This is a genomic window from Shinella sp. 838 (assembly GCF_029623935.1).
GTDB lineage: Bacteria > Pseudomonadota > Alphaproteobacteria > Rhizobiales > Rhizobiaceae > Shinella.
On the sequence record NZ_JARSBQ010000013.1, the window covers coordinates 46,750 to 63,950 of the forward strand.

General features: G+C 63.7%; 18 protein-coding genes. 4 read left to right on the top strand and 14 right to left on the bottom strand.

Annotated features, from left to right (window positions below):
* The first annotated feature begins 60 nt into the window (after nt 1-60).
* Together P9A16_RS28135 and P9A16_RS28140 are read left to right on the top strand one after the other, a co-directional pair.
* Nucleotides 61-1,185, top strand: coding sequence for a substrate-binding domain-containing protein (locus P9A16_RS28135; protein ID WP_023513659.1), 1,125 nt, complete (start codon nt 61-63; stop codon nt 1,183-1,185).
* Nucleotides 1,186-1,358: 173 nt separating this feature from the next.
* Nucleotides 1,359-2,255, top strand: coding sequence for a LysR family transcriptional regulator (locus P9A16_RS28140; RefSeq protein WP_023513658.1), 897 nt, complete (start codon nt 1,359-1,361; stop codon nt 2,253-2,255).
* 3 nt (nt 2,256-2,258) lie between these two features.
* On the opposite strand, the gene P9A16_RS28145 is transcribed toward P9A16_RS28140, so the two are convergent.
* Together P9A16_RS28145 and P9A16_RS28150 are read right to left on the bottom strand one after the other, a co-directional pair.
* Nucleotides 2,259-2,567 carry a putative quinol monooxygenase gene (locus P9A16_RS28145; RefSeq protein ID WP_278026258.1) on the bottom strand — a complete coding sequence of 103 codons (309 nt, stop codon included), beginning with the start codon at nt 2,565-2,567 and terminating at the stop codon, nt 2,259-2,261.
* Between the two features lie 56 nt (nt 2,568-2,623).
* Complete coding sequence (locus P9A16_RS28150) at nt 2,624-3,637, bottom strand: zinc-binding alcohol dehydrogenase family protein (RefSeq protein WP_023513656.1); 1,014 nt, start codon at nt 3,635-3,637, stop codon at nt 2,624-2,626.
* A 327-nt stretch (nt 3,638-3,964) separates the two neighbouring features.
* On the opposite strand from P9A16_RS28150, the gene P9A16_RS28155 reads away from it, so the two are divergent.
* Nucleotides 3,965-4,315: an MbcA/ParS/Xre antitoxin family protein gene (locus P9A16_RS28155; protein ID WP_023513655.1), complete on the top strand. Its 351-nt coding sequence runs from the start codon at nt 3,965-3,967 to the stop codon at nt 4,313-4,315.
* A gap of 8 nt (nt 4,316-4,323) precedes the next feature.
* A complete protein-coding gene (locus P9A16_RS28160) occupies nt 4,324-4,821 on the top strand; it encodes an RES family NAD+ phosphorylase (RefSeq protein WP_023513654.1) in 498 nt (165 codons plus the stop codon).
* Nucleotides 4,822-4,886: 65 nt separating this feature from the next.
* Here P9A16_RS28160 and P9A16_RS28165 read toward each other — a convergent pair whose 3' ends face one another.
* From P9A16_RS28165 to P9A16_RS28220, 12 genes are all read right to left on the bottom strand, one after another.
* Nucleotides 4,887-5,819, bottom strand: coding sequence for an esterase-like activity of phytase family protein (locus P9A16_RS28165; RefSeq protein ID WP_023513653.1), 933 nt, complete (start codon nt 5,817-5,819; stop codon nt 4,887-4,889).
* Nucleotide 5,820: 1 nt separating this feature from the next.
* Nucleotides 5,821-6,642, bottom strand: coding sequence for a polyphosphate polymerase domain-containing protein (locus P9A16_RS28170; protein ID WP_023513652.1), 822 nt, complete (start codon nt 6,640-6,642; stop codon nt 5,821-5,823).
* On the bottom strand, nt 6,620-7,204 hold the full coding sequence (locus P9A16_RS28175) for a DUF4956 domain-containing protein (protein ID WP_023513651.1): 585 nt from the start codon (nt 7,202-7,204) through the stop codon (nt 6,620-6,622). Before P9A16_RS28175 ends, P9A16_RS28170 begins: the two co-directional genes overlap by 23 nt.
* Before the next feature lie 208 nt (nt 7,205-7,412).
* Nucleotides 7,413-8,621, bottom strand: a complete 1,209-nt coding sequence (locus P9A16_RS28180; RefSeq protein WP_023513650.1) for an MFS transporter — start codon at nt 8,619-8,621, stop codon at nt 7,413-7,415.
* Between the two features lie 41 nt (nt 8,622-8,662).
* The gene (locus P9A16_RS28185) at nt 8,663-9,667 is read right to left on the bottom strand and encodes a glycoside hydrolase family 3 N-terminal domain-containing protein (RefSeq protein ID WP_024270086.1); all 1,005 of its coding nucleotides are present in this window, start codon (nt 9,665-9,667) and stop codon (nt 8,663-8,665) included.
* Between the two features lie 14 nt (nt 9,668-9,681).
* Nucleotides 9,682-10,464, bottom strand: coding sequence for a DeoR/GlpR family DNA-binding transcription regulator (locus tag P9A16_RS28190; protein WP_023516826.1), 783 nt, complete (start codon nt 10,462-10,464; stop codon nt 9,682-9,684).
* Nucleotides 10,461-11,111 carry an HAD family hydrolase gene (locus P9A16_RS28195; protein ID WP_024270087.1) on the bottom strand — a complete coding sequence of 217 codons (651 nt, stop codon included), beginning with the start codon at nt 11,109-11,111 and terminating at the stop codon, nt 10,461-10,463. The genes P9A16_RS28190 and P9A16_RS28195 overlap by 4 nt, the downstream gene beginning before the upstream one ends.
* A gap of 54 nt (nt 11,112-11,165) precedes the next feature.
* Complete coding sequence (locus P9A16_RS28200; RefSeq protein WP_023517301.1) at nt 11,166-12,812, bottom strand: GMC family oxidoreductase; 1,647 nt, start codon at nt 12,810-12,812, stop codon at nt 11,166-11,168.
* A complete protein-coding gene (locus P9A16_RS28205) occupies nt 12,809-14,314 on the bottom strand; it encodes an FAD-dependent oxidoreductase (RefSeq protein WP_278026259.1) in 1,506 nt (501 codons plus the stop codon). The genes P9A16_RS28200 and P9A16_RS28205 overlap by 4 nt, the downstream gene beginning before the upstream one ends.
* 10 nt (nt 14,315-14,324) lie before the next feature.
* A complete protein-coding gene (locus P9A16_RS28210; RefSeq protein WP_024270088.1) occupies nt 14,325-15,425 on the bottom strand; it encodes an ABC transporter ATP-binding protein in 1,101 nt (366 codons plus the stop codon).
* A gap of 4 nt (nt 15,426-15,429) precedes the next feature.
* Nucleotides 15,430-16,305 (bottom strand): carbohydrate ABC transporter permease, encoded by an 876-nt coding sequence (locus tag P9A16_RS28215; protein ID WP_023514473.1) that lies wholly within the window; start codon nt 16,303-16,305, stop codon nt 15,430-15,432.
* Nucleotides 16,298-17,191, bottom strand: coding sequence for a carbohydrate ABC transporter permease (locus P9A16_RS28220; RefSeq protein ID WP_023514472.1), 894 nt, complete (start codon nt 17,189-17,191; stop codon nt 16,298-16,300). The genes P9A16_RS28215 and P9A16_RS28220 overlap by 8 nt, the downstream gene beginning before the upstream one ends.
* Between the last annotated feature and the right edge of the window lie 10 nt (nt 17,192-17,201).

Consider the following 17,201-nt stretch of genomic DNA (forward strand, 5'->3'; position numbering starts at 1 on the left):
TTCGCCGGCCGCAAGGCCGCCGGGAGGAACCTGAACATCATGATCAAATGGGAGTGAGACATGAAAAGACTGCTGACAGCCGCCCTTTCGGCGACCCTTATCGCCAGCACGGCACAGGCCCAACAGTTGAACTTCGACGACCCCGCCGAGTTCGACAAACAGCGCGCCCTGCTGACGGCCAAGGCCAATGGCCCCGAGGGAGAGCCGTGGGCGCAATATTACAGTGACCAGATGGTCGACACCGCGCAGTACAAGAAGGAGGGCCCCTACACGATCTGCTTCTCCAATGCCGGCGTGAACAATGCCTGGCGCGTGACGGGCTGGACCAACATGCAGGCCGAGGTGAAGCTGCATCCCGAGATCAAGGAGCTCATCCATGTCGACGCCGAGGGCTCCGACGACAAGCAGATCTCCGACATCGACGACCTGATCAACGGCGGCAAGTGCTCGGTGCTGATCGTTTCGCCGAACACCACCGCGGCCCTGACCCCGGCCGTCGAGAAGGCCTGTGCCACGCTGCCGGTCATCGTCTTCGACCGCGGTGTCAACACCCGCTGCCCGGTAACCTTCATCCATCCGGTCGGCGGCTATGGCTTCGGCATCCAGGCTGGCGAATTCTTGGCGGCCAATGCCGCGGCCGGCGCCAACGTGCTGATGCTGCGCATCGTGCCCGGTGTCGACGTGCTCGAGACCCGGGCCTCGGCGGCAAAACGCGTCTTCAAGGAGAAAGGGCTGACGGTCATCGGCGAGGAATTCACCGAAGGCGACAATGCCAAGACCAAGTCGATCGTCGAGGACTACCTGCAGCGTGGAGCGATCGATGCTATCTGGATGGATGCCGGTGCGACGGCCGTCGCGGCGCTGGAGGCCTTCGAGGATTCCGGCCTGCCACTGCCGCTCATCACCGGCGAGGATCAGCAGGACTTTCTGGTGAAGTGGAAGCAGGAAGGCTTCAAGGCGATCGCCCCGACCTATCCCACCTATCAGTGGCGCACGCCGATTATCGCTGCAGTGAAGATCCTCAAGGGTGAGGCGGTGCCGGGCCCGGAATGGGTGATGCCGCAGCCGGCAATCACGGCCGAGACCCTCGACCAGTATGTCAACGACAAGATGCCGCCGCTGCATCATGCCATGTGCGGCTGCGAGAAACTGCCCGACTATCCGGCTGCCTGGGGCGGCCAGTAAGAGAAAGGGCGGGGCCGCGAACGCATGCGGACCCGCCCGCCGAACACCACGGCGGAAACGCGTCGGGTATCGTACCCGGCGCGTCTTTGTGAGGCGGAAACAGCAGGGCATCCCTTGCGGACAGGCCTGATAATTGCTTCGCTCCCGGCACCATCATTCGGGAAAAGCGAGCAATGCTGTTAGAAAACCTTTCCCTCTTTCTGCGCATCGTCGAGAAGGGCGGCCTTGCGGTCGCGGGCCGCGAGGTCGGCCTGTCACCTGCCACCGTCTCGGAGCGCCTGGCATCGCTGGAGGCCTACTATGGCGCGGCGCTTCTGACCCGCACGACACGGGCGATCAGCCTGACGGAGGAGGGCAGGGCCCTTGTCGAAGGCGCGCGGCGACTGCTTGCGGAGGCGGAAGAGTTGGAAAGCCGCGTGCGACGCGGCGCAAATGTCATCTCCGGGCCGGTCCGGCTCAGTGCGCCGGAAGATCTCGGCCGTCATCTGCTCGTGCCGGTCATCGACGCCTTCCTGGCCGAACACCCCGCCGTCACCGTCGATCTCAACCTGACGGACGGCAATGTCGATATCGTCGGGCAGGGCATGGATTTCGCCATCCGGCACGGCATGCTGGCTGACAGCAGCCTTAGGGCGAAGTCGCTCGGAGAGAACCGCCGTGTCGTCTGTGCGGCGCCGGCCTACCTGGCCGCCCATGGCACGCCCGTCCATCCGGACGAGCTTGCTGCGCACGACTGCATCGTCATGCGTTTCGGACAGAATATCGACCGGGACTGGCCATTCCTCATCGACGGCGTGATACGCAAGGTCACTGTACACGGGCGGCGTGTCGTGAACGATGGCGGACTGGTACGGCAATGGTGCCGGGAGGGAAGGGGCATCGCCCTGAAATCGATCCGGGACGTTGCCGACGACCTCGCCACCGGCGCCCTGGTGGAACTGCTTGAAGATTTTTCCGCTGGCGGCACGGCATTGCAGATCGTCTATCCGCCGAGCGCCGTACAGCCACGGCGCGTGCGCATGCTCATCGACCGCATCGCCGCGACCCTTTCCAAGGGCCGCGGCGCCTGAGTTTCAGGAGGAGACCTGGTCGAGGAAGATCAGACGCAGGGGTTCCTCCAGGAGATCATCGATCGTCTGAGCGAAAGCCTGGAAGTAGGCTGTTTCGAGATGCGCAGTGAGCGCGGCCTGACTAACGAAGGCCTCGCGCATGTAGAAGGTGCCCGGTTCGTCGCGCAGCTCGAAGAGCACATAATCGAGATTGCCGGGCTCGGCACGGGTCGGCTCGATAAGAGTGAGCAGCCCCTGTCGCAGCGCCTCGCGTTTACCGGCTTTCGCCTTCAGGACGGCGATGGAAATCAGTTTTTCGGGTTGTGTCATCATCGGATCCTCTTTCCCTTCGAGGCGCGGATCGCCACCGGTGACCCGCGCTTGTCGTCTCAGAAACCGGCAAGCACAATCTTGCCCTTGGCCTTGCCGGATTCGATGAGCGCATGGGCACGCTTGAGGTTTTCCGCGTTGATGGTGCCGAAGTTCTCGTTGAGGGTCGTCTTGATATTGCCGGCATCCACCAGGTCGCCGACCCGGTTCAGCAGCGCGTGCTGCTTTTCGATATCGGCGGTGGAAAACAGCGAGCGGGTGAACATCAGCTCCCAGTGCAGCGAGATCGACTTGCGCTTCAGCGGCAGGGCGTTCAGCATCTTCGGGTCGTCGATCAAACCGAAGCGGCCTTGCGGCGCAATCAGCTCCACAATGTCAGCGATATGATCATCGGTGTTGGTCGTGGAGAAGACGAAGGCCGGCTGGCCGATACCGAGGCTTTCCACCTGCGCAGCAAGCGGCTTGCGATGATCGATGACATGGTGGGCGCCGAGCGCCTTTACCCAATCCTGCGTTTCCAGCCGAGAGGCGGTGGCGATGACCGTAAGATCCGTCAATGCCCGGGCGATCTGGATGGCAATGGAACCGACACCGCCGGCACCGCCGATGATGAGGATGGCGTTTGCCGCACCGGCAACGGGCCGGGTCACGTCCAGCCTGTCGAACAGCATTTCCCAGGCGGTGATCGCCGTGAGAGGCAGAGCGGCAGCGGCCGGAAAGTCTAGCGAGACCGGCTTCCTGCCGACGATGCGTTCGTCGACCAGATGATATTCGGCATTGGTACCGGAACGGTTGATGGCCCCGGCATAGAAGACCGCGTCACCGGCTTTGAACAGGCTTGCCTGTGGACCGACGGCGGTGACGATACCGGCCGCATCCCAGCCCAGCACTTTCCACTGACCGGGGTCGGCCTTCGCCGAAGCGCGAATCTTGGTGTCGACCGGATTGACGGACACTGCCTTCACCTCGACGAGGATGTCGCGTCCCGTAGGCGCCGGGCGCGGCAGGTCAATGTCGACAAGGGCCGTTGGGGCGTCGATGGATTGCGGATTTTCGTAGCCGATGGCTCGCATCTTGAAACTCCTGAATATGCGGGGCGGAAAGCAGGGCTTGCCGGGCAGATAACCGGCGAGATCGTCTTGCCGCCGGTATGAACAGGGGGAAGATATGTCGTGCACCCTTGGCCGATAATTGTCCGGTTATAAAATTGATAATTCGGATTTTCCGTAGTCTGCCCTGCTGCATTCATCCAAAACGGCATTTGATCGAATGGTCTCCGCAGACAGGCCCATCCTGCGGTGAGCGTGGTCGCCTCGCCTTTTCGGTTTCCGCCATTGAAAGCCGCAATATATGACGCTATATTGCGTCATTATAAACGGCAACTTCGAAAGGAAATCGCCATGGGCCTTGCCCAATATGCTGACGGCGGGCTCTTCGTGCCGCGCAAGATCGCCGATGCCCTGCGCACGACGAGCGAAGAGATCGCGCGCACGGCCGGGCTTGGAAAGGATGCCGTCCAGCGCAAGGACCGTGTCCGCTCCGACAAGACGCAGCGGCGCCTGCGCGAGATGATCGAGATCGTCAACAAGGTCGAGCCTCGTTTCGGCTCGGCGCTGATGGCCTATGCCTGGTATCGCTCCGAGCCGCTTCCCGGCTTTTCCGGCCAGACGGCCATGCAGCTGGTTCGAAGCGGGCGCGCGGACGACGTGCTCGACTACATCGACGCCGTCGATGCCGGCATCCACGCATAGTCCAGCAGATGCACTACCAGGGAAAACTATACCGGGCACTGAACCCGGTCTATGCCCGCGAGCCGTTGTCCGGGCGTGGCGCCGAGCTCTATGGCGGCCGGTTCAATCCAAAGGGCACGCCCGCGCTCTACACATCGCTGTCGATCCTCACCGCATTGCGGGAGGCGAACCAGGTCGGCAATCTGCAGCCGACCACCCTCGTTTCCTATGATGCCGATATCGCCCGGATTTTCGACTGCCGCGATCCGGAAGCCATGCGTGCGGAGGGCATGGACGCAAGGGCCCTCGCCGATCCGACCTGGCGCGACCAGATGCGCACTTCCGGAATCTCCCGGACACAGGACTTCGCCCGTCGGCTTTCGGCCGCGGGCTATCACGGGCTGCTCGTGAAGAGTTTTGCGCCGGCCGCCGTGGATGACGACCTCAATCTCGTCCTGTGGACGTGGGGCGATGTCCTGCCCAGCCGCCTCGCCCTGATCGATGACGAGAACCGCCTGTCGCGATAACCCGCAAAGCGATCGGCAGGCAACGACGTTGCCTGCCGACGGGACGCACACCGTGTCGGAACGGACTACGGCCGTGTAAGCGAGAAGAGAACGACCTGCGTCGCTGGCGTCTCCTTCTTCGTCTTGTCGGTTACGGCCAGGTAGAGCGTGTCTGAGAGGCGGGCCAGACCTTCGAAATTGTCGTTGAGCAGCGTGCTTGACCCCGCGCTAAGATCGATTGCCGTGCAGGCCTCATCGGCACACCCCTTGGGATCGACGACACGCAGGCGCCCGACACTCGGCCCGCCCTTGGTCTCGCGGGTGCGTTCGAGCACCAGAAGCTCGCCGCCCGGCATGGTCTCGATGGCCTTCAGGTTGCTGCGCTTCGGCTGGAAGGTCGCGAACGTCCAGCGCCCGCCGTCAAGACCATAGATCGTATGGCTGTCACCCGGCTGGCCCTGCATCGCCTCCTCCGGGGCGGTCACGATGCCGCCGTCCTGCAGGACAGCCACCGCTTCCAGCCGGCTGTTCGGTTCATTGTACTGTGCGGCATCCGACAGCGCTTCCGGCAGCGGCACGGCGGCGATTGCCGTACCGTCCGGCTTGAAGCGATGGATGGCGGGGCCGTCCTCGAAGGCGATGAGGAGCTCGCCATCGGAGGGCGTGCCGTTGTCGCCATTGATGACGGCCAGCCCCTCGGCATTGACGAGGGCAGGCGTCGTCCCGGTGGCGAGCCGCACGGAGAACACCGGTTCCATGCCTGTGATCTTGTCACCTTCGATCTGCAATCGGAAGTGATGCAACACACCATCGTCCGAAACCGCATAAAGCAATTTGTCGTCAGCATCCCAGGCAAGCCCGGACAATTCGCTGATCGTACGACCATCCGGACCCGTAGCGGCCACCCCCCGGCCGTCGAGCACGGTCAGGGCAAACGATGCCGGTTGCGCGAAGGCGATGGACGCCGGCATGAGGACGGAGCCGCAAAGAAGCAGCGCATTCAGGATTTTCTGGATCATCTCACTCACTCCTATCATTGTTTAGCCGGTGCAGGACATCGGACCCGGGAAGGCGGCCAAGCTTGCGCAATGCCGGCAGGAACTTGTTGTGCCGCGTACCGGGATTGAGCAGCGCCGTGCCGACGCAGTATTTCGAGCATCGTTTGGTCGGGTGCTGGTGCAGCGCCCTGAGAATGCCATCGGCAACGCCGTTGCCATTGGCCGATTTCGTCTCGAGGATGAACAGGCTCTCATCGACCGCATGCCGTGCATCCGGCGTGTAGAACTGCAGGCCGCAATCGATGGTCATGCGCTCCCCGCCCTGCTTGGCGACCAGCGTCATGCGCCGGTAGCGCATGTCGATCACACGGGTCAGCGTGTGGGGAAAGGGCTGGCCGTACTGGGCCCGGTACACGTCGTCAATATAGGCGAGCGCGGTGTCGTCGAGCATGCCGAAGGTTTCCGGATCCCGGTTGAGCCGCTTCTTCACGGTGATGCCGCGCTTGTCCTTCAGCTTCACCTCGAGGAAGCAGAGGCCGGCCTCGGCGTAGCGGCGCAGCCGCACCTTGGCACGCTGGCGCCGGCCCTGGTGATGGTCGAAATAGCTGCGCCGACCGGCATCGTCGAAATAGCAGGTCTCATAGGTAAAGGCCCGCAGACCGTCGATTTCCAGCATATCGAAGGCGTCCGCCAGGGTGCCGGCGGCGTGTTTCAGCACGGTGGCGTCGACGACATATTTGTTGTCCAGCCGCTCAAGCATCGCCGCCTTGCCATTCAGTGCAGCCAGGCTGATCGGCTGGAAGCCGTGCTCCAGCCAGGTGTCAGTGTTTGCGATAATAGACATTGAGCTTCGCCATTTCGGTTATGTAGTCGAGTTGAAGGACCTGATAGGACAGCACGTCGACGCCAAGCCGCCGGGAGAGCTCCGCCCGCATGGCCGCCGGGTCCGCCAGAAGCGCATGGTGGATCTTGTCGAGCGAGATCTTCGTGCCGCTGACCGACTGGAGCATCTTCGGATGGTCGATGACATAGGCGCCGACCAGCACGAACAGCACGGTGACGGCCGCAAAGGGGATCGTCGTTCCCTGCACGGACGAAATGACCGCGATGGCGACGCTACCGAAGAAATAGGTCATCTCGGTCTTGCTGAGCGGTTCGGAGCGCAGCGTGAAAAGCGCCAGGATCGCAAACAATCCGAAGCCGGCCGCAACGCCGAAATCGACGACGGAAAGCACGGTGAGGACCGCGAAGACGAAGATGTTGAAGAGCGCCGCCGCCGTGACAAGTTCCTTGTCGCGGTAGCGCCGGTAGTACATGCCGAACATCAGGATCGACATGCCGGCAAGATCGATGCCGAAACGCATGAATTCCATCACGAAGAAGGTCTGCAGCATCTGGGGAGTCATCTCGACCTCCCCTGGCTGACGCCGCGAGCGGGCGCAAACGGTCCTGACGGCAAGCCCCAAGGGCATGCCGGTTGAATAGGGATCAACATGTTCCACCTCCTGAATTTTCCGCCGCGATGGCGGTGACCTCAGGAAGAACGGAGGCGGTCGAACTCTATTCCAGCGTCGATGAAAAATTCTGAGCCGGGTAAAAAGGAACGGCCTTCCGTCAATGTGTCACATGCTGCTTCAGACGGATACCCAGCCGGATCGAGACCGCCGCGATGACGAGGAAGGCCAGCATGATCAGGCCGAAGCTGGCGACAAGGCTCGTCGCCTGGGCAAGAAAGCCGAGCAGGGCCGGACCGAGCAGCAGGCCGCTATAACCCATGGTGGTAACGATGGAGATCGCCTTACCGGCCGCGTCGCCCCCCACACTCCCCGCACGGGCGAACACGGCGGGCACCATGTTCGCGACCCCGAGACCGCAGAGGGAAAGGGCGGCAAGGCAGAGAACCAGGTTGTCCGCAAGCAGCAGAACGGCGACCGACAGGGCGCAGAGAAGGCCGCCGGCCCTGATCACGGCCACATGGCCCACGCGCCGGCTCACCGCATCCCCGACAAGCCGCCCACCCGCCATGGCCGCGGCGAAGAGGGCAAAGGCATAGGCCCCGTGGCTGTCCGATGCGCCAAGGATGTCGATCATGTAGATCGCGGTCCAATCCATCATGCCACCTTCCGCCAGGAGCGCCAGGAAAGCGATGCTGCCGAGCAGCAGGACGAGGGTTCGCTGTCGAACGTCGAGCACGGCAGCCCCGGCCGGGAAGGTTTCGGAACGGAGGCCTCGGGCTTCATGGCCGGGTTTCGCCGCCACCATCCGGGCGGACAGGGCGAGGAGCATGACGAGCACGCCGGAGGCCCCGAGGCAGATTTGCAGGTTGCCGCCATGGCTGATCAACTGCCCGACCAGAAACGCGCCCGCAAGATTGCCGATGCTGAATAGGGCATGGAACGACGACATCATGTGCCGCCCGGTTTCCCGCTCCGCCTGGGACGCTTCCGTGTTCATCGCCACGTCGAGCGTACCGAACGCCGCCCCGGCGAAAAAAACGACGGCGCCGAGAACGACCGGGCTGTCGATCAACGGTATGACGAGAAAGGAAGCACCGAACAACAGGCTGCCGCACAGGCTCAGCATCCGGCTGCCGATCACCCGGTCGATATAGCGGCCGATGTTGATCATCAGCACGATGGCGCCGAAAGCGAAGCACAGAAGGACCAGCCCGAGCTGCCCCTTGTCGAGCCCCACACCGGCTGCAAGCAGCGGAAGGCTGGATGCCCATGCGCCGATGCCGATCCCGGCCGAAAGGAAGAACAGGCTGCAATGCAGCCGGCTCGCCCCAGACGACGGTTTCACTGCAATTGGATCGTCCGGCATTTCAACAAAACCACCTGTGCGTCACCGCTGCGTCGAAGTGCTCAACCGCCCGCCGCGTTCTGCCGCACGCGGACTGCGGCCTCCGCGAGGCGCTCCGGTGCCAGCCGCCCGGTACGGGCGGCATGGGCGATACCATCACACAGCGCATCAAGATGCGGCCCGCCCCCCACGAGCAGCAGATCCGCGCCGGCGCTGACGGAGGCAACCGCGGTTTCGAGCAGGGACCGGCCGCGCATTGTGGCCGGGGCATCGAGATCGTCGCTGACGATCAGCCCATTGAAGCCGAAATCGTTCCGCAGCATCGCTATGACCGCCGGCGAGGTGCTGGCGGCGTTGTGTCTATCGAGCGTGGCAACGGGCGCAGGCCCCGTCATGATCGCCCGTGTTCCGGCATCGATGGCAGCCGTGAACGGCAGGGCGTTGTGAAGAAGGCGGTCGCGCGATGTCTGGAGTAGGACATCTACGAGGGCCGGGTCACCTTCCAGGTCGTTGAAGCCGGGGAAATGTTTCGTTACTGCGCCAATTCCGGCGCTCTGGACACCCGTCACGAAAGCCGACACCAGCCGGGCCACGGCCTGCGGATAGCTGCCCATCGTGCGGCCCTGCAACCAGGCATTCTGCCCGTCGATGACATCGGCGATCGGCGCCAGGAACAGCGAGACCCCGAGCGCGCGGGCAGCGGCGGCCGTTGCCCTGCAGCGTTCGACGAGTGCCGCGTCGCCAAGCGCATGCGCCTCGTCAAGCGAGGGAAGCAGCGGCACCAACCCCTGGAGCCGCTGGATGCCGCCCAGTTCCTGATCGACGGCGACAATCAAGTGGGAGGTTACGGCCCTCAGCCGCCCGACGGCGGCGCGGAAGGCCTCCGGCGTTTCGCTCGCCAGCCGCTCTGCCGACATGCGCCGTGCGACATATTCCGCCCGGGTCTCGCCGAGGAGAACGGAACAGCCGCCCTTTTCCAGGAAGGGCAGCATGACATCCATGACGTCGAGCGTATCGAAGGCGGGCAGAAGGATCGCCCGGGCGTCCTCATCCGGTGAAAAGCGCATCATGGTCTCCGTTGTCAGACTGTCTCGACATCAACGCCGGCCTCGCCGATGGCCTTGAGGATGGCGGTGTCTCTGCTGCTGGTGAAAAGCGCCGATACGGCCGAGATCGGCGCCACTTCGTAGGTCGCTGCCTGGCCGAGCTTGTCCGCCGTCGCGAGAAGCAGGGTCTTGTTCGCGGCCCGGATCATCGCAGATTTCAGATGGGCGTCCTCGAAATCGTCAGCGCGGAGCGTCAGGCCGTGATCGACGCCGCAGGTACCGAGAATACAGTAATCGACCCGCATCGCCCGGATCGCATCGATCGCACCGGCGCCGGTGGCGCTGCGCGTCAGCCGGCTCAGGCGACCGCCGAGCATGACCACCTCGGCAAGCGGGTGATCGAGCGCAGCGGCGGCGACGTCGACCGCCGTCGTGATGATGCGCAGGGAGAGCGCAGGGGAGAGCGAACGCACGAAACGGACGACGGTCGTGCTCGAATCCACCAGCAGAGTCGCACCCTCGGGGATCGTCGCAGCCGCGGCACGGCCGATCGACTGCTTTTCCTCCGCATGCAGCGTTTCACGCCGATGGAAATCGAGCGCCGGCGTCACCAGCCGCGCCGCACCACCATGGAAGCGCTGCACGAGCCCTGCGTCCGAAAGGTCGCGCAGGTCGCGGCGGATCGAATCTTCCGACACGCCGAACTCCTGTGCAAGCCCGGCTGCAAGGACCCGGCCTGCCGCATTGACCTTTTCGAGAATGACGGCTTGCCGTTCCTCCGGAGACAGTGCCGCGAGTTCCTTCCTGTCCGCGGTCATCCCGCTGTCTCCGCGCTGGGCGCGAGCAGGCCGAGCGCCGCCAGGCGGGCTTCCAGCGCCTCGGCCGTGCTGAAATGTTCGGTATGAAAGCCGAGTGCCGCCGCCGCGGCAATGTTCGCCGGATTATCGTCGATGAAGATGCATTGCTCGGCGCGAACACCCGCCCGCTCCAGATAGCGCTCGAAGATGGGCGCATGCGGCTTTATCAACTTTTCCCGCCCGGAAACGATGAGCACGTCGAAAAGCCCCAGGAAGGGAAAGATCGCCTGCGCCCGCGGAAAGGTCTCCGCCGACCAGTTCGAAATCGCGTGCACGGGAACGCCATCCGCTTTCAGCCGCCCCAGAATGCCGGCGGTGCCCGGCACCTCGCCACCCAGCATCTCGTGCCAGCGCAGCCAGTAGGCCTCGATCAGGTCGGCCTGCTCGGGGTGACGCTGCACGAGCTCGGCTACGCCCTCGGCAAACGGCCGACCCGCATCGAACGCCTCGTTCCATGCCGGAGTGCAGACATCCGTCAGGAAGGTGGAAACAGCCGCGTCGTCCGGCAGGAGCTGGCGATAAAGATAAGCTGGATTCCAGTCGATCAACACGCCGCCGATATCGAAGACCACAACACTAGGATTCATTCTGTTTGCCTTTTTGTGCATTTATTGATTCCAATAATGCATGAACACGCACATTTATGCAATAAAAAGCACTGCCTATTGACGCAGAAAATCGACCGCGCGTTCGCCAATCATGATGCAGACGGAATTCGGATTGCCGGAAATCAGCGTCGGCATGACCGAGGCATCGGCAACGCGCAGCCGCTCGATACCGTGCACGCGCAGCTTCGGGTCGACCACGGCCCGGTCGTCCACGCCCATTCGGCATGTTCCGGCAGGGTGCAGGGCGGCATGCGCGTCCTTCACACAGAAGGTGCGGATCTCCTCGCGGGTTTTCAGGGACGGCACCGGCGTATGCCGCGCTGCTACGAATTTCGAAATGGCCGGCTGCGCCATGATGTCGAGGGCCGCCATCGTACCGTCGGCAATAGCCTCAAGATCATAGGGATCGGAGAAATAGCGCGGCGCCACGCGCGGATTTGCCGCCGGATCCGCGCTCACAAGCGTGACCTCCCCGCGCGACCGCGGCCGGATCTGCCCCAGATTGACCGTGCAGCCATTGCCGCCGGGCACCGCATCGACGCCCTCCTCGATACCGGCACCGACCACCATGAAATACTGGATATCCGGCGTCGCCTCGTTCCTGTCTCCCCACCAGAACGCCCCGCCCTCGATGAGGTTGGACGCGGCGGGACCGTTGCGGAAGAGCGCATAGTTCAGTCCGGCAAGGGCCTTCCAGTGCAGCTTCTTGTACTTGTCGTAGCTGTGCGGGCCATTCAGCTGATAGACCAGCGAAATCTCGATATGGTCCTGCAGATCCTGGCCGACGCCCGGCAGGTCGGCATGGACCTCAATGCCGTGCCGCACGATCTCATTCGCCGGGCCGATACCTGACAGCATCAGCAGCTTCGGCGTCGCGATCGCCCCGGCAGAAACAACCACTTCCTGATCCGCACGATAGACGACCTTGCGCTTGCCCCTGGTGCATTCCACGCCGACCGCCCTGCCCTTCTCGATGAGGATGCGGGTGACCATGGTCCCCGTCTCGATGCGCAGATTGGCGCGCTTGCGGGCCGGGTTGAGATAGGCAACGGCGGCCGAGCTGCGCCGACCGTCCCGCGCGGTGATCTGGTAGAGCCCACAACCTGTGGGATCGCCGGAATTGAAATCCGGGTTATAGGGCAACCCCGCCTGCTGGCAGGCTTGCAGCCAGGCGCGGGTCAGCGGATGAATGTAGTCGATGTCAGACACGCCGAGGGGTCCGCCAACGCCGTGCGCCTCGTTGCAGAAACGGTTGTTGTCCTCCGCGCGCCTGAAGAACGGCAGGACATCGGCGTATCCCCAGCCCTCCGCGCCAAGGTCTGCCCAATGGTCATAGTCGCCGGGCACGCCGCGGATGTAGATCATCGCGTTGACCGAACTGCCGCCTCCGAGCACCCGGGCCTGCACCATGGTCGGCGTTTCCGTGCGCTCCTGTTCTGCCATCGGCTCCCAGGGAATGCGCTTCAGGAGGTCGCCCTGCGCGGTCTTGTAGTAGGCGCCGGGGATGTGGATATACGGGTTGAGATCGCGCGGCCCCTCCTCGATGAGGAGAACGCGGATGGCGGGGTCCTCCGAAAGGCGCGCGGCGACGACGCAGCCGGTCGAGCCGCCACCGACGACGATATAGTCGAACGTATCGACCTCCGCCGGATGCCGTGGGGAAATGCCGTAACGCGCCGAACCGCTATCGCGAATGCTCATGCCTTCCCTCCCGAAATGGCGGCGCCGGCCTTGATGGCAAGCGCGGCGATGGTGAGCGCCGGGTTGACGGCCGCCGATGTCGGCAGCACGGAGGCGTCCGTGATGTAGAGGTTTTCGACGTCATGGCTGCGGCAGTTGAGGTCGACGACCGAGGTTTTCGGGTCGTCGCCGAGGCGCGCGGTGCCGCATTGGTGCGATGTCGTCTTGCGACCGAAGGTGTGCGTGAGGACGATCGGGAAACCCGCCTTGCGCATGACGGCGCGGGTTTTCCCGATCAGCGCCTCATGCGCCCGCATGTTCGACCGTATCCAGTGCATGACGATGCGGTTGCCGCGCACCATCACCCGGCTTTCCGGATTGGGAAGGTCTTCGCTCGTCAGGAACCAGCCATAGGCGTAGCGCGCCATGAGCCCCGCGAACCAGCCGGGCGCCGGAAACGGCAGATTGGCCTTCAGGATATTTCCGGTGATGTGGCCGAGGAGCTGCACGTTGCCCAGCGGGAAACCCGTCTCGTTGTCCGCGTTGTAGAAATCGTTGAAGGCGATGGTCTTCTGGTAGACGCAGCTATTGGCGGCGAAAGGATCGAATGTCAGCATCGCCGTCGTGTTGTGATTCATGAAATTGCGGCCGAGCTGGTCCGAACTGTTGCCGAGACCGGTCGGATGTGCCTTGCTGGCCGAGCGAAGAAGCAGCGCCGCGGACTGAACCGCGCCCGCCGCCACGGCGAAGCGATCGGCCGAAATCCGGTGTTCTGCGCCATCTTTCTGATAGACGACGGCAACGACCCTGCGCCCCGCGTCATCCGTTTCAAGACGCGTGACGCTGGCCCCGGTGACGAGACGGACATTGGGATGGGCGAGCGCGCTGGCGAGCGGGCCGACCTCCGCATCGATCTTGCCCGTTCCCGTGTTGGGGAAGGCGTCCCAGCCCGTCTTCGCCCGCTTCAGCCAGGCGTCGATATCGATCGACAACGGCAAAGACGCCGGATGCACACCCGCCTTCTCCAGCCGGCGGCGAACGGCGGCCATCGCCGGCTCGTCGGGAACCGGCGGGTATCCATAAGGCTTTTCGTGCGACGGTTCCGTCGGATCGCCGACGGTGGAACCGCGCACGCGAAAAACCTGCTCGGCGGCGTCATACCAGGGAGAAAGCGCGTCATAAGAAAGCGGCCAACCGGGCGATGCGCCGTCCATATGGCGGCGCGGCGAAAAATCGTCGCGGCGATAGCGATACATGACCGCACCGAAGAATTTCGAATTGCCGCCGACATAATAGTAGTTGCCGGGCAGGAAACTCTCGCCGTCCGTGCCCAGCCATTCCTCGGAAGAGCGATAAAAGCCTTTCTGGAAGATGGCGACGTCGTCGCGCGCCTCGGGCGTGTCCTTCAGGTGCGCTCCCCGTTCGAGGATGACGATCCTGAGACCCGAAGGCGCAAGGCTGTATGCCAGGGAGGCGCCGCCGATGCCGGAGCCGATGATGACGATGTCTGCCGTCTCGGTCATGAAAGGTCTTTCAGTCGATGCGCGTTTCGGTTTCCGCGTCGAAGAGCACGATCTTCGACGTGTCGATGGCGAGTGCCGCCTCGCGACCCGCATGGGCCTGCCGCGGCGGAAGACGGGCCGTGACCTCGACACCACCGAGCTGGAAGACGGCGAGCGTGTCCGGCCCCGTCGGCTCGACAACGTCGAAATCGACCGTCAACGACGGCGCGACGCCATTTGCGGCGATGAAGAAGTTCTCCGGGCGAATGCCCGCCAGCACCTTTTTGCCCGCGTGGCGGCGAAGCGCCTCCGCGGACAGGGCAACGCCGCCGACACGCGCCGCCGGGCGCCGCGCGACGTCGATCACCGCCGTCGCGGTGCCGCCGTCGACCTCAAGCGTGGCGGGCACGATGTTCATCGCCGGCGAACCGACGAAACGCGCGACATAGACGTTCGCCGGCCGGTCGTAGACGGCCTGCGGCTCGTCGAGCTGCTGCACCACGCCGTCCTTCATGACGGCAACGCGCGTCGCAAGCGTCATCGCCTCGATCTGGTCATGCGTGACATAGACGATGGTCGTGCCGAGGCGGGCGTGGAGGCGCTTGATCTCGGTGCGCATGTCGACGCGCAGTTTCGCGTCGAGGTTCGACAGCGGTTCGTCGAACAGGAAAAGCTTCGGTTCCCGCACGATGGCCCGTCCCATGGCGACTCGCTGGCGCTGGCCGCCGGAGAGCTGCGAAGGTTTCCGGTCGAGGAGATGGGTGATCTGGAGAAGATCCGACGCCGTCTTCACGGCCTTGTCGCGATCCGTTTCAGCGACCCGGCGGATTTTCATGCCGAACTCGATGTTCTGCCGTACGGTCATCGTCGGATAGAGCGCGTAGGACTGGAACACCATGGCGATGTCGCGGTCCTTCGGCGAGAGATCGTTGACGGTCTTTCCGGCGATGCGGATCTCGCCGCCGGTAATCGTTTCCAACCCGGCGATCATGTTGAGCAGCGTGGACTTGCCGCAGCCGGAGGGGCCGAGCAACACGAGGAAGTCGCCGGTTCCGATGGAGATCGACACCTCCTTCAGAACTTCGAGATGGCCATAGGCCTTGCGGACGCGATCGATTTCGAGAGTGGACATGGCTTCAGCCTTTCACGGCGCCGGCCGTCAGCCCGCGGACGAAATAGCGGCCCGCGACGATGTAGACGACCAGGGTTGGGATGGCGGCGATCATGGCGGCGGCCATGTCGACATTGTACTGCTTGCGGCCGGTGGTCACGTTGACGATGTTGTTGAGCGCGACCGTGACGGGACTGCTGGAACCCGACGTGAAGGAGACGCCGAAGAGGAAATCGTTCCAGATCTGCGTGAACTGCCAGATGCACGAGACGACGATGATCGGGATCGAGGTCGGCAGGATGACGCTCCAGAAGATGCGGAAGAAACCCGCCCCGTCGACCATTGCCGCCTTGGTCAGCTCATCCGGCAGCGACACGAAGTAGTTGCGGAAGAACAGCGTCGTGAAGCAGATGCCATAGGAGGCATGTACGGCGACGAGGCCGGGAATGGAGCCGGCGAGACCCAGCAGGCCGAGCGTGCGGGCCATGGGGATGAGGATCGCCTGGTAGGGCAGGAAGCAGCCGAACAGCAGGAGGCCGAAGACGAAGTTCGCGCCGGGAAACTTCCATTTCGTGAGGATGTAGCCATTGATCGCGCCGATACCGGTCGAGAGCGCCACCGCCGGGATCACCATCAGCAGCGAGTTGACGAAATAGGGTTTTAGGCCCGTGCACTCGGTGCCGATGCAAGCCTCGGACCACGCCGCGCGCCAAGCGTCGAGCGTGATCGCCTTCGGCATGCCGATGAACGAGCCGCTGTAAATCTCGTCGAGCGGCTTCAGGGACGTCACGACCATGACCCAGAGGGGCATGAGGTAGACGAGCGCGACGACGATAAGGCAGCCATAGACGACGAGGCGGCCGAGCCGCGCCTTGCCGGATTGGGAAAGGGCTTCAGCCATTGTTCTCACCCCGCAGTTCCGAATAGAGGTAGGGGACGATGATCGCGGCGACGGTCATCAGCATCATCACGGCACTCGCCGCACCGACGCCCATCTGGTTGCGGCGGAAGGTGGCCGAGAACATGAAGGTCGACGGCAATTCGGTCGCCGTGCCGGGCCCGCCGTTCGTCAGCGCAAGCACCAGGTCGAAGCTCTTGATGGCGATGTAGCTGAGGAGGACGATGACGCTCAGCATGGCCGGGCGCAGCATGGGGATGATGATCTGGCGGTAGATCAGCGGCAGCGAGGCCCCTTCGATCTGCGCCGCCTTGATGACGGAATTGTCGATGCCGCGCAGGCCGGCGAGGAAGATCGCCATGGCGAACCCCGAGGACTGCCAGACACCGGCGACGACGACGGTGTAGATCGCCATGTCAGGATTGGAGATCCAGTCGAAGCGGAAGTCGGTCCAGCCGAGATCGTTGACGACCTTCTGGATGCCGAGACCCGGATTCATGATCCATTTCCAGGCGGTCCCCGTCACGATGAAGGAGAGCGCCATCGGATAGAGATAGATCGCGCGGAGCGCCCCTTCGGCCCGGATGTTCTGGTCGAGAAAAATCGCCATCAGCAGCCCGAGGCCCGTCGAGAGCGCCAGGAACAGGGCGGAAAAGATGAAAAGATTGGCGACGGCGGTGTGCCAGCGCGGCGTCGCCCAGAGGCGCACATATTGTTCGAGACCGACGAAATCGTAGGTCGGCACGAATTTCGACGAGGTCACGGAAATCACGCCGGTCCAGAGAATGAACAGGTAGACCGTGACGATGACGACGAGCAGGCTGGGAGCGACGACGAGGCGCGGTAGCCAGCCTGCCAATCGCGAGGACATGCGCGTAGAGGCGCTCATGGGTCAGCTC

What these genes read in the sequence shown, in the direction of transcription:
- P9A16_RS28210 (WP_024270088.1), bottom strand. Translation starts at nt 15,425, where the DNA reads ATGTCCACTCTCGAAATCGATCGCGTCCGCAAGGCCTATGGCCATCTC.
- P9A16_RS28195 (WP_024270087.1), bottom strand. Translation starts at nt 11,111, where the DNA reads ATGCACAAAAAGGCAAACAGAATGAATCCTAGTGTTGTGGTCTTCGAT.
- P9A16_RS28150 (WP_023513656.1), bottom strand. Translation starts at nt 3,637, where the DNA reads ATGCGAGCCATCGGCTACGAAAATCCGCAATCCATCGACGCCCCAACG.
- P9A16_RS28220 (WP_023514472.1), bottom strand. Translation starts at nt 17,191, where the DNA reads ATGAGCGCCTCTACGCGCATGTCCTCGCGATTGGCAGGCTGGCTACCG.
- P9A16_RS28135 (WP_023513659.1), top strand. Translation starts at nt 61, where the DNA reads ATGAAAAGACTGCTGACAGCCGCCCTTTCGGCGACCCTTATCGCCAGC.
- P9A16_RS28175 (WP_023513651.1), bottom strand. Translation starts at nt 7,204, where the DNA reads ATGACTCCCCAGATGCTGCAGACCTTCTTCGTGATGGAATTCATGCGT.
- P9A16_RS28180 (WP_023513650.1), bottom strand. Translation starts at nt 8,621, where the DNA reads ATGCCGGACGATCCAATTGCAGTGAAACCGTCGTCTGGGGCGAGCCGG.
- P9A16_RS28190 (WP_023516826.1), bottom strand. Translation starts at nt 10,464, where the DNA reads ATGACCGCGGACAGGAAGGAACTCGCGGCACTGTCTCCGGAGGAACGG.
- P9A16_RS28160 (WP_023513654.1), top strand. Translation starts at nt 4,324, where the DNA reads ATGCACTACCAGGGAAAACTATACCGGGCACTGAACCCGGTCTATGCC.
- P9A16_RS28145 (WP_278026258.1), bottom strand. Translation starts at nt 2,567, where the DNA reads ATGATGACACAACCCGAAAAACTGATTTCCATCGCCGTCCTGAAGGCG.
- P9A16_RS28155 (WP_023513655.1), top strand. Translation starts at nt 3,965, where the DNA reads ATGGGCCTTGCCCAATATGCTGACGGCGGGCTCTTCGTGCCGCGCAAG.
- P9A16_RS28185 (WP_024270086.1), bottom strand. Translation starts at nt 9,667, where the DNA reads ATGCGCTTTTCACCGGATGAGGACGCCCGGGCGATCCTTCTGCCCGCC.
- P9A16_RS28205 (WP_278026259.1), bottom strand. Translation starts at nt 14,314, where the DNA reads ATGACCGAGACGGCAGACATCGTCATCATCGGCTCCGGCATCGGCGGC.
- P9A16_RS28165 (WP_023513653.1), bottom strand. Translation starts at nt 5,819, where the DNA reads ATGATCCAGAAAATCCTGAATGCGCTGCTTCTTTGCGGCTCCGTCCTC.
- P9A16_RS28140 (WP_023513658.1), top strand. Translation starts at nt 1,359, where the DNA reads ATGCTGTTAGAAAACCTTTCCCTCTTTCTGCGCATCGTCGAGAAGGGC.
- P9A16_RS28170 (WP_023513652.1), bottom strand. Translation starts at nt 6,642, where the DNA reads ATGTCTATTATCGCAAACACTGACACCTGGCTGGAGCACGGCTTCCAG.
- P9A16_RS28215 (WP_023514473.1), bottom strand. Translation starts at nt 16,305, where the DNA reads ATGGCTGAAGCCCTTTCCCAATCCGGCAAGGCGCGGCTCGGCCGCCTC.
- P9A16_RS28200 (WP_023517301.1), bottom strand. Translation starts at nt 12,812, where the DNA reads ATGAGCATTCGCGATAGCGGTTCGGCGCGTTACGGCATTTCCCCACGG.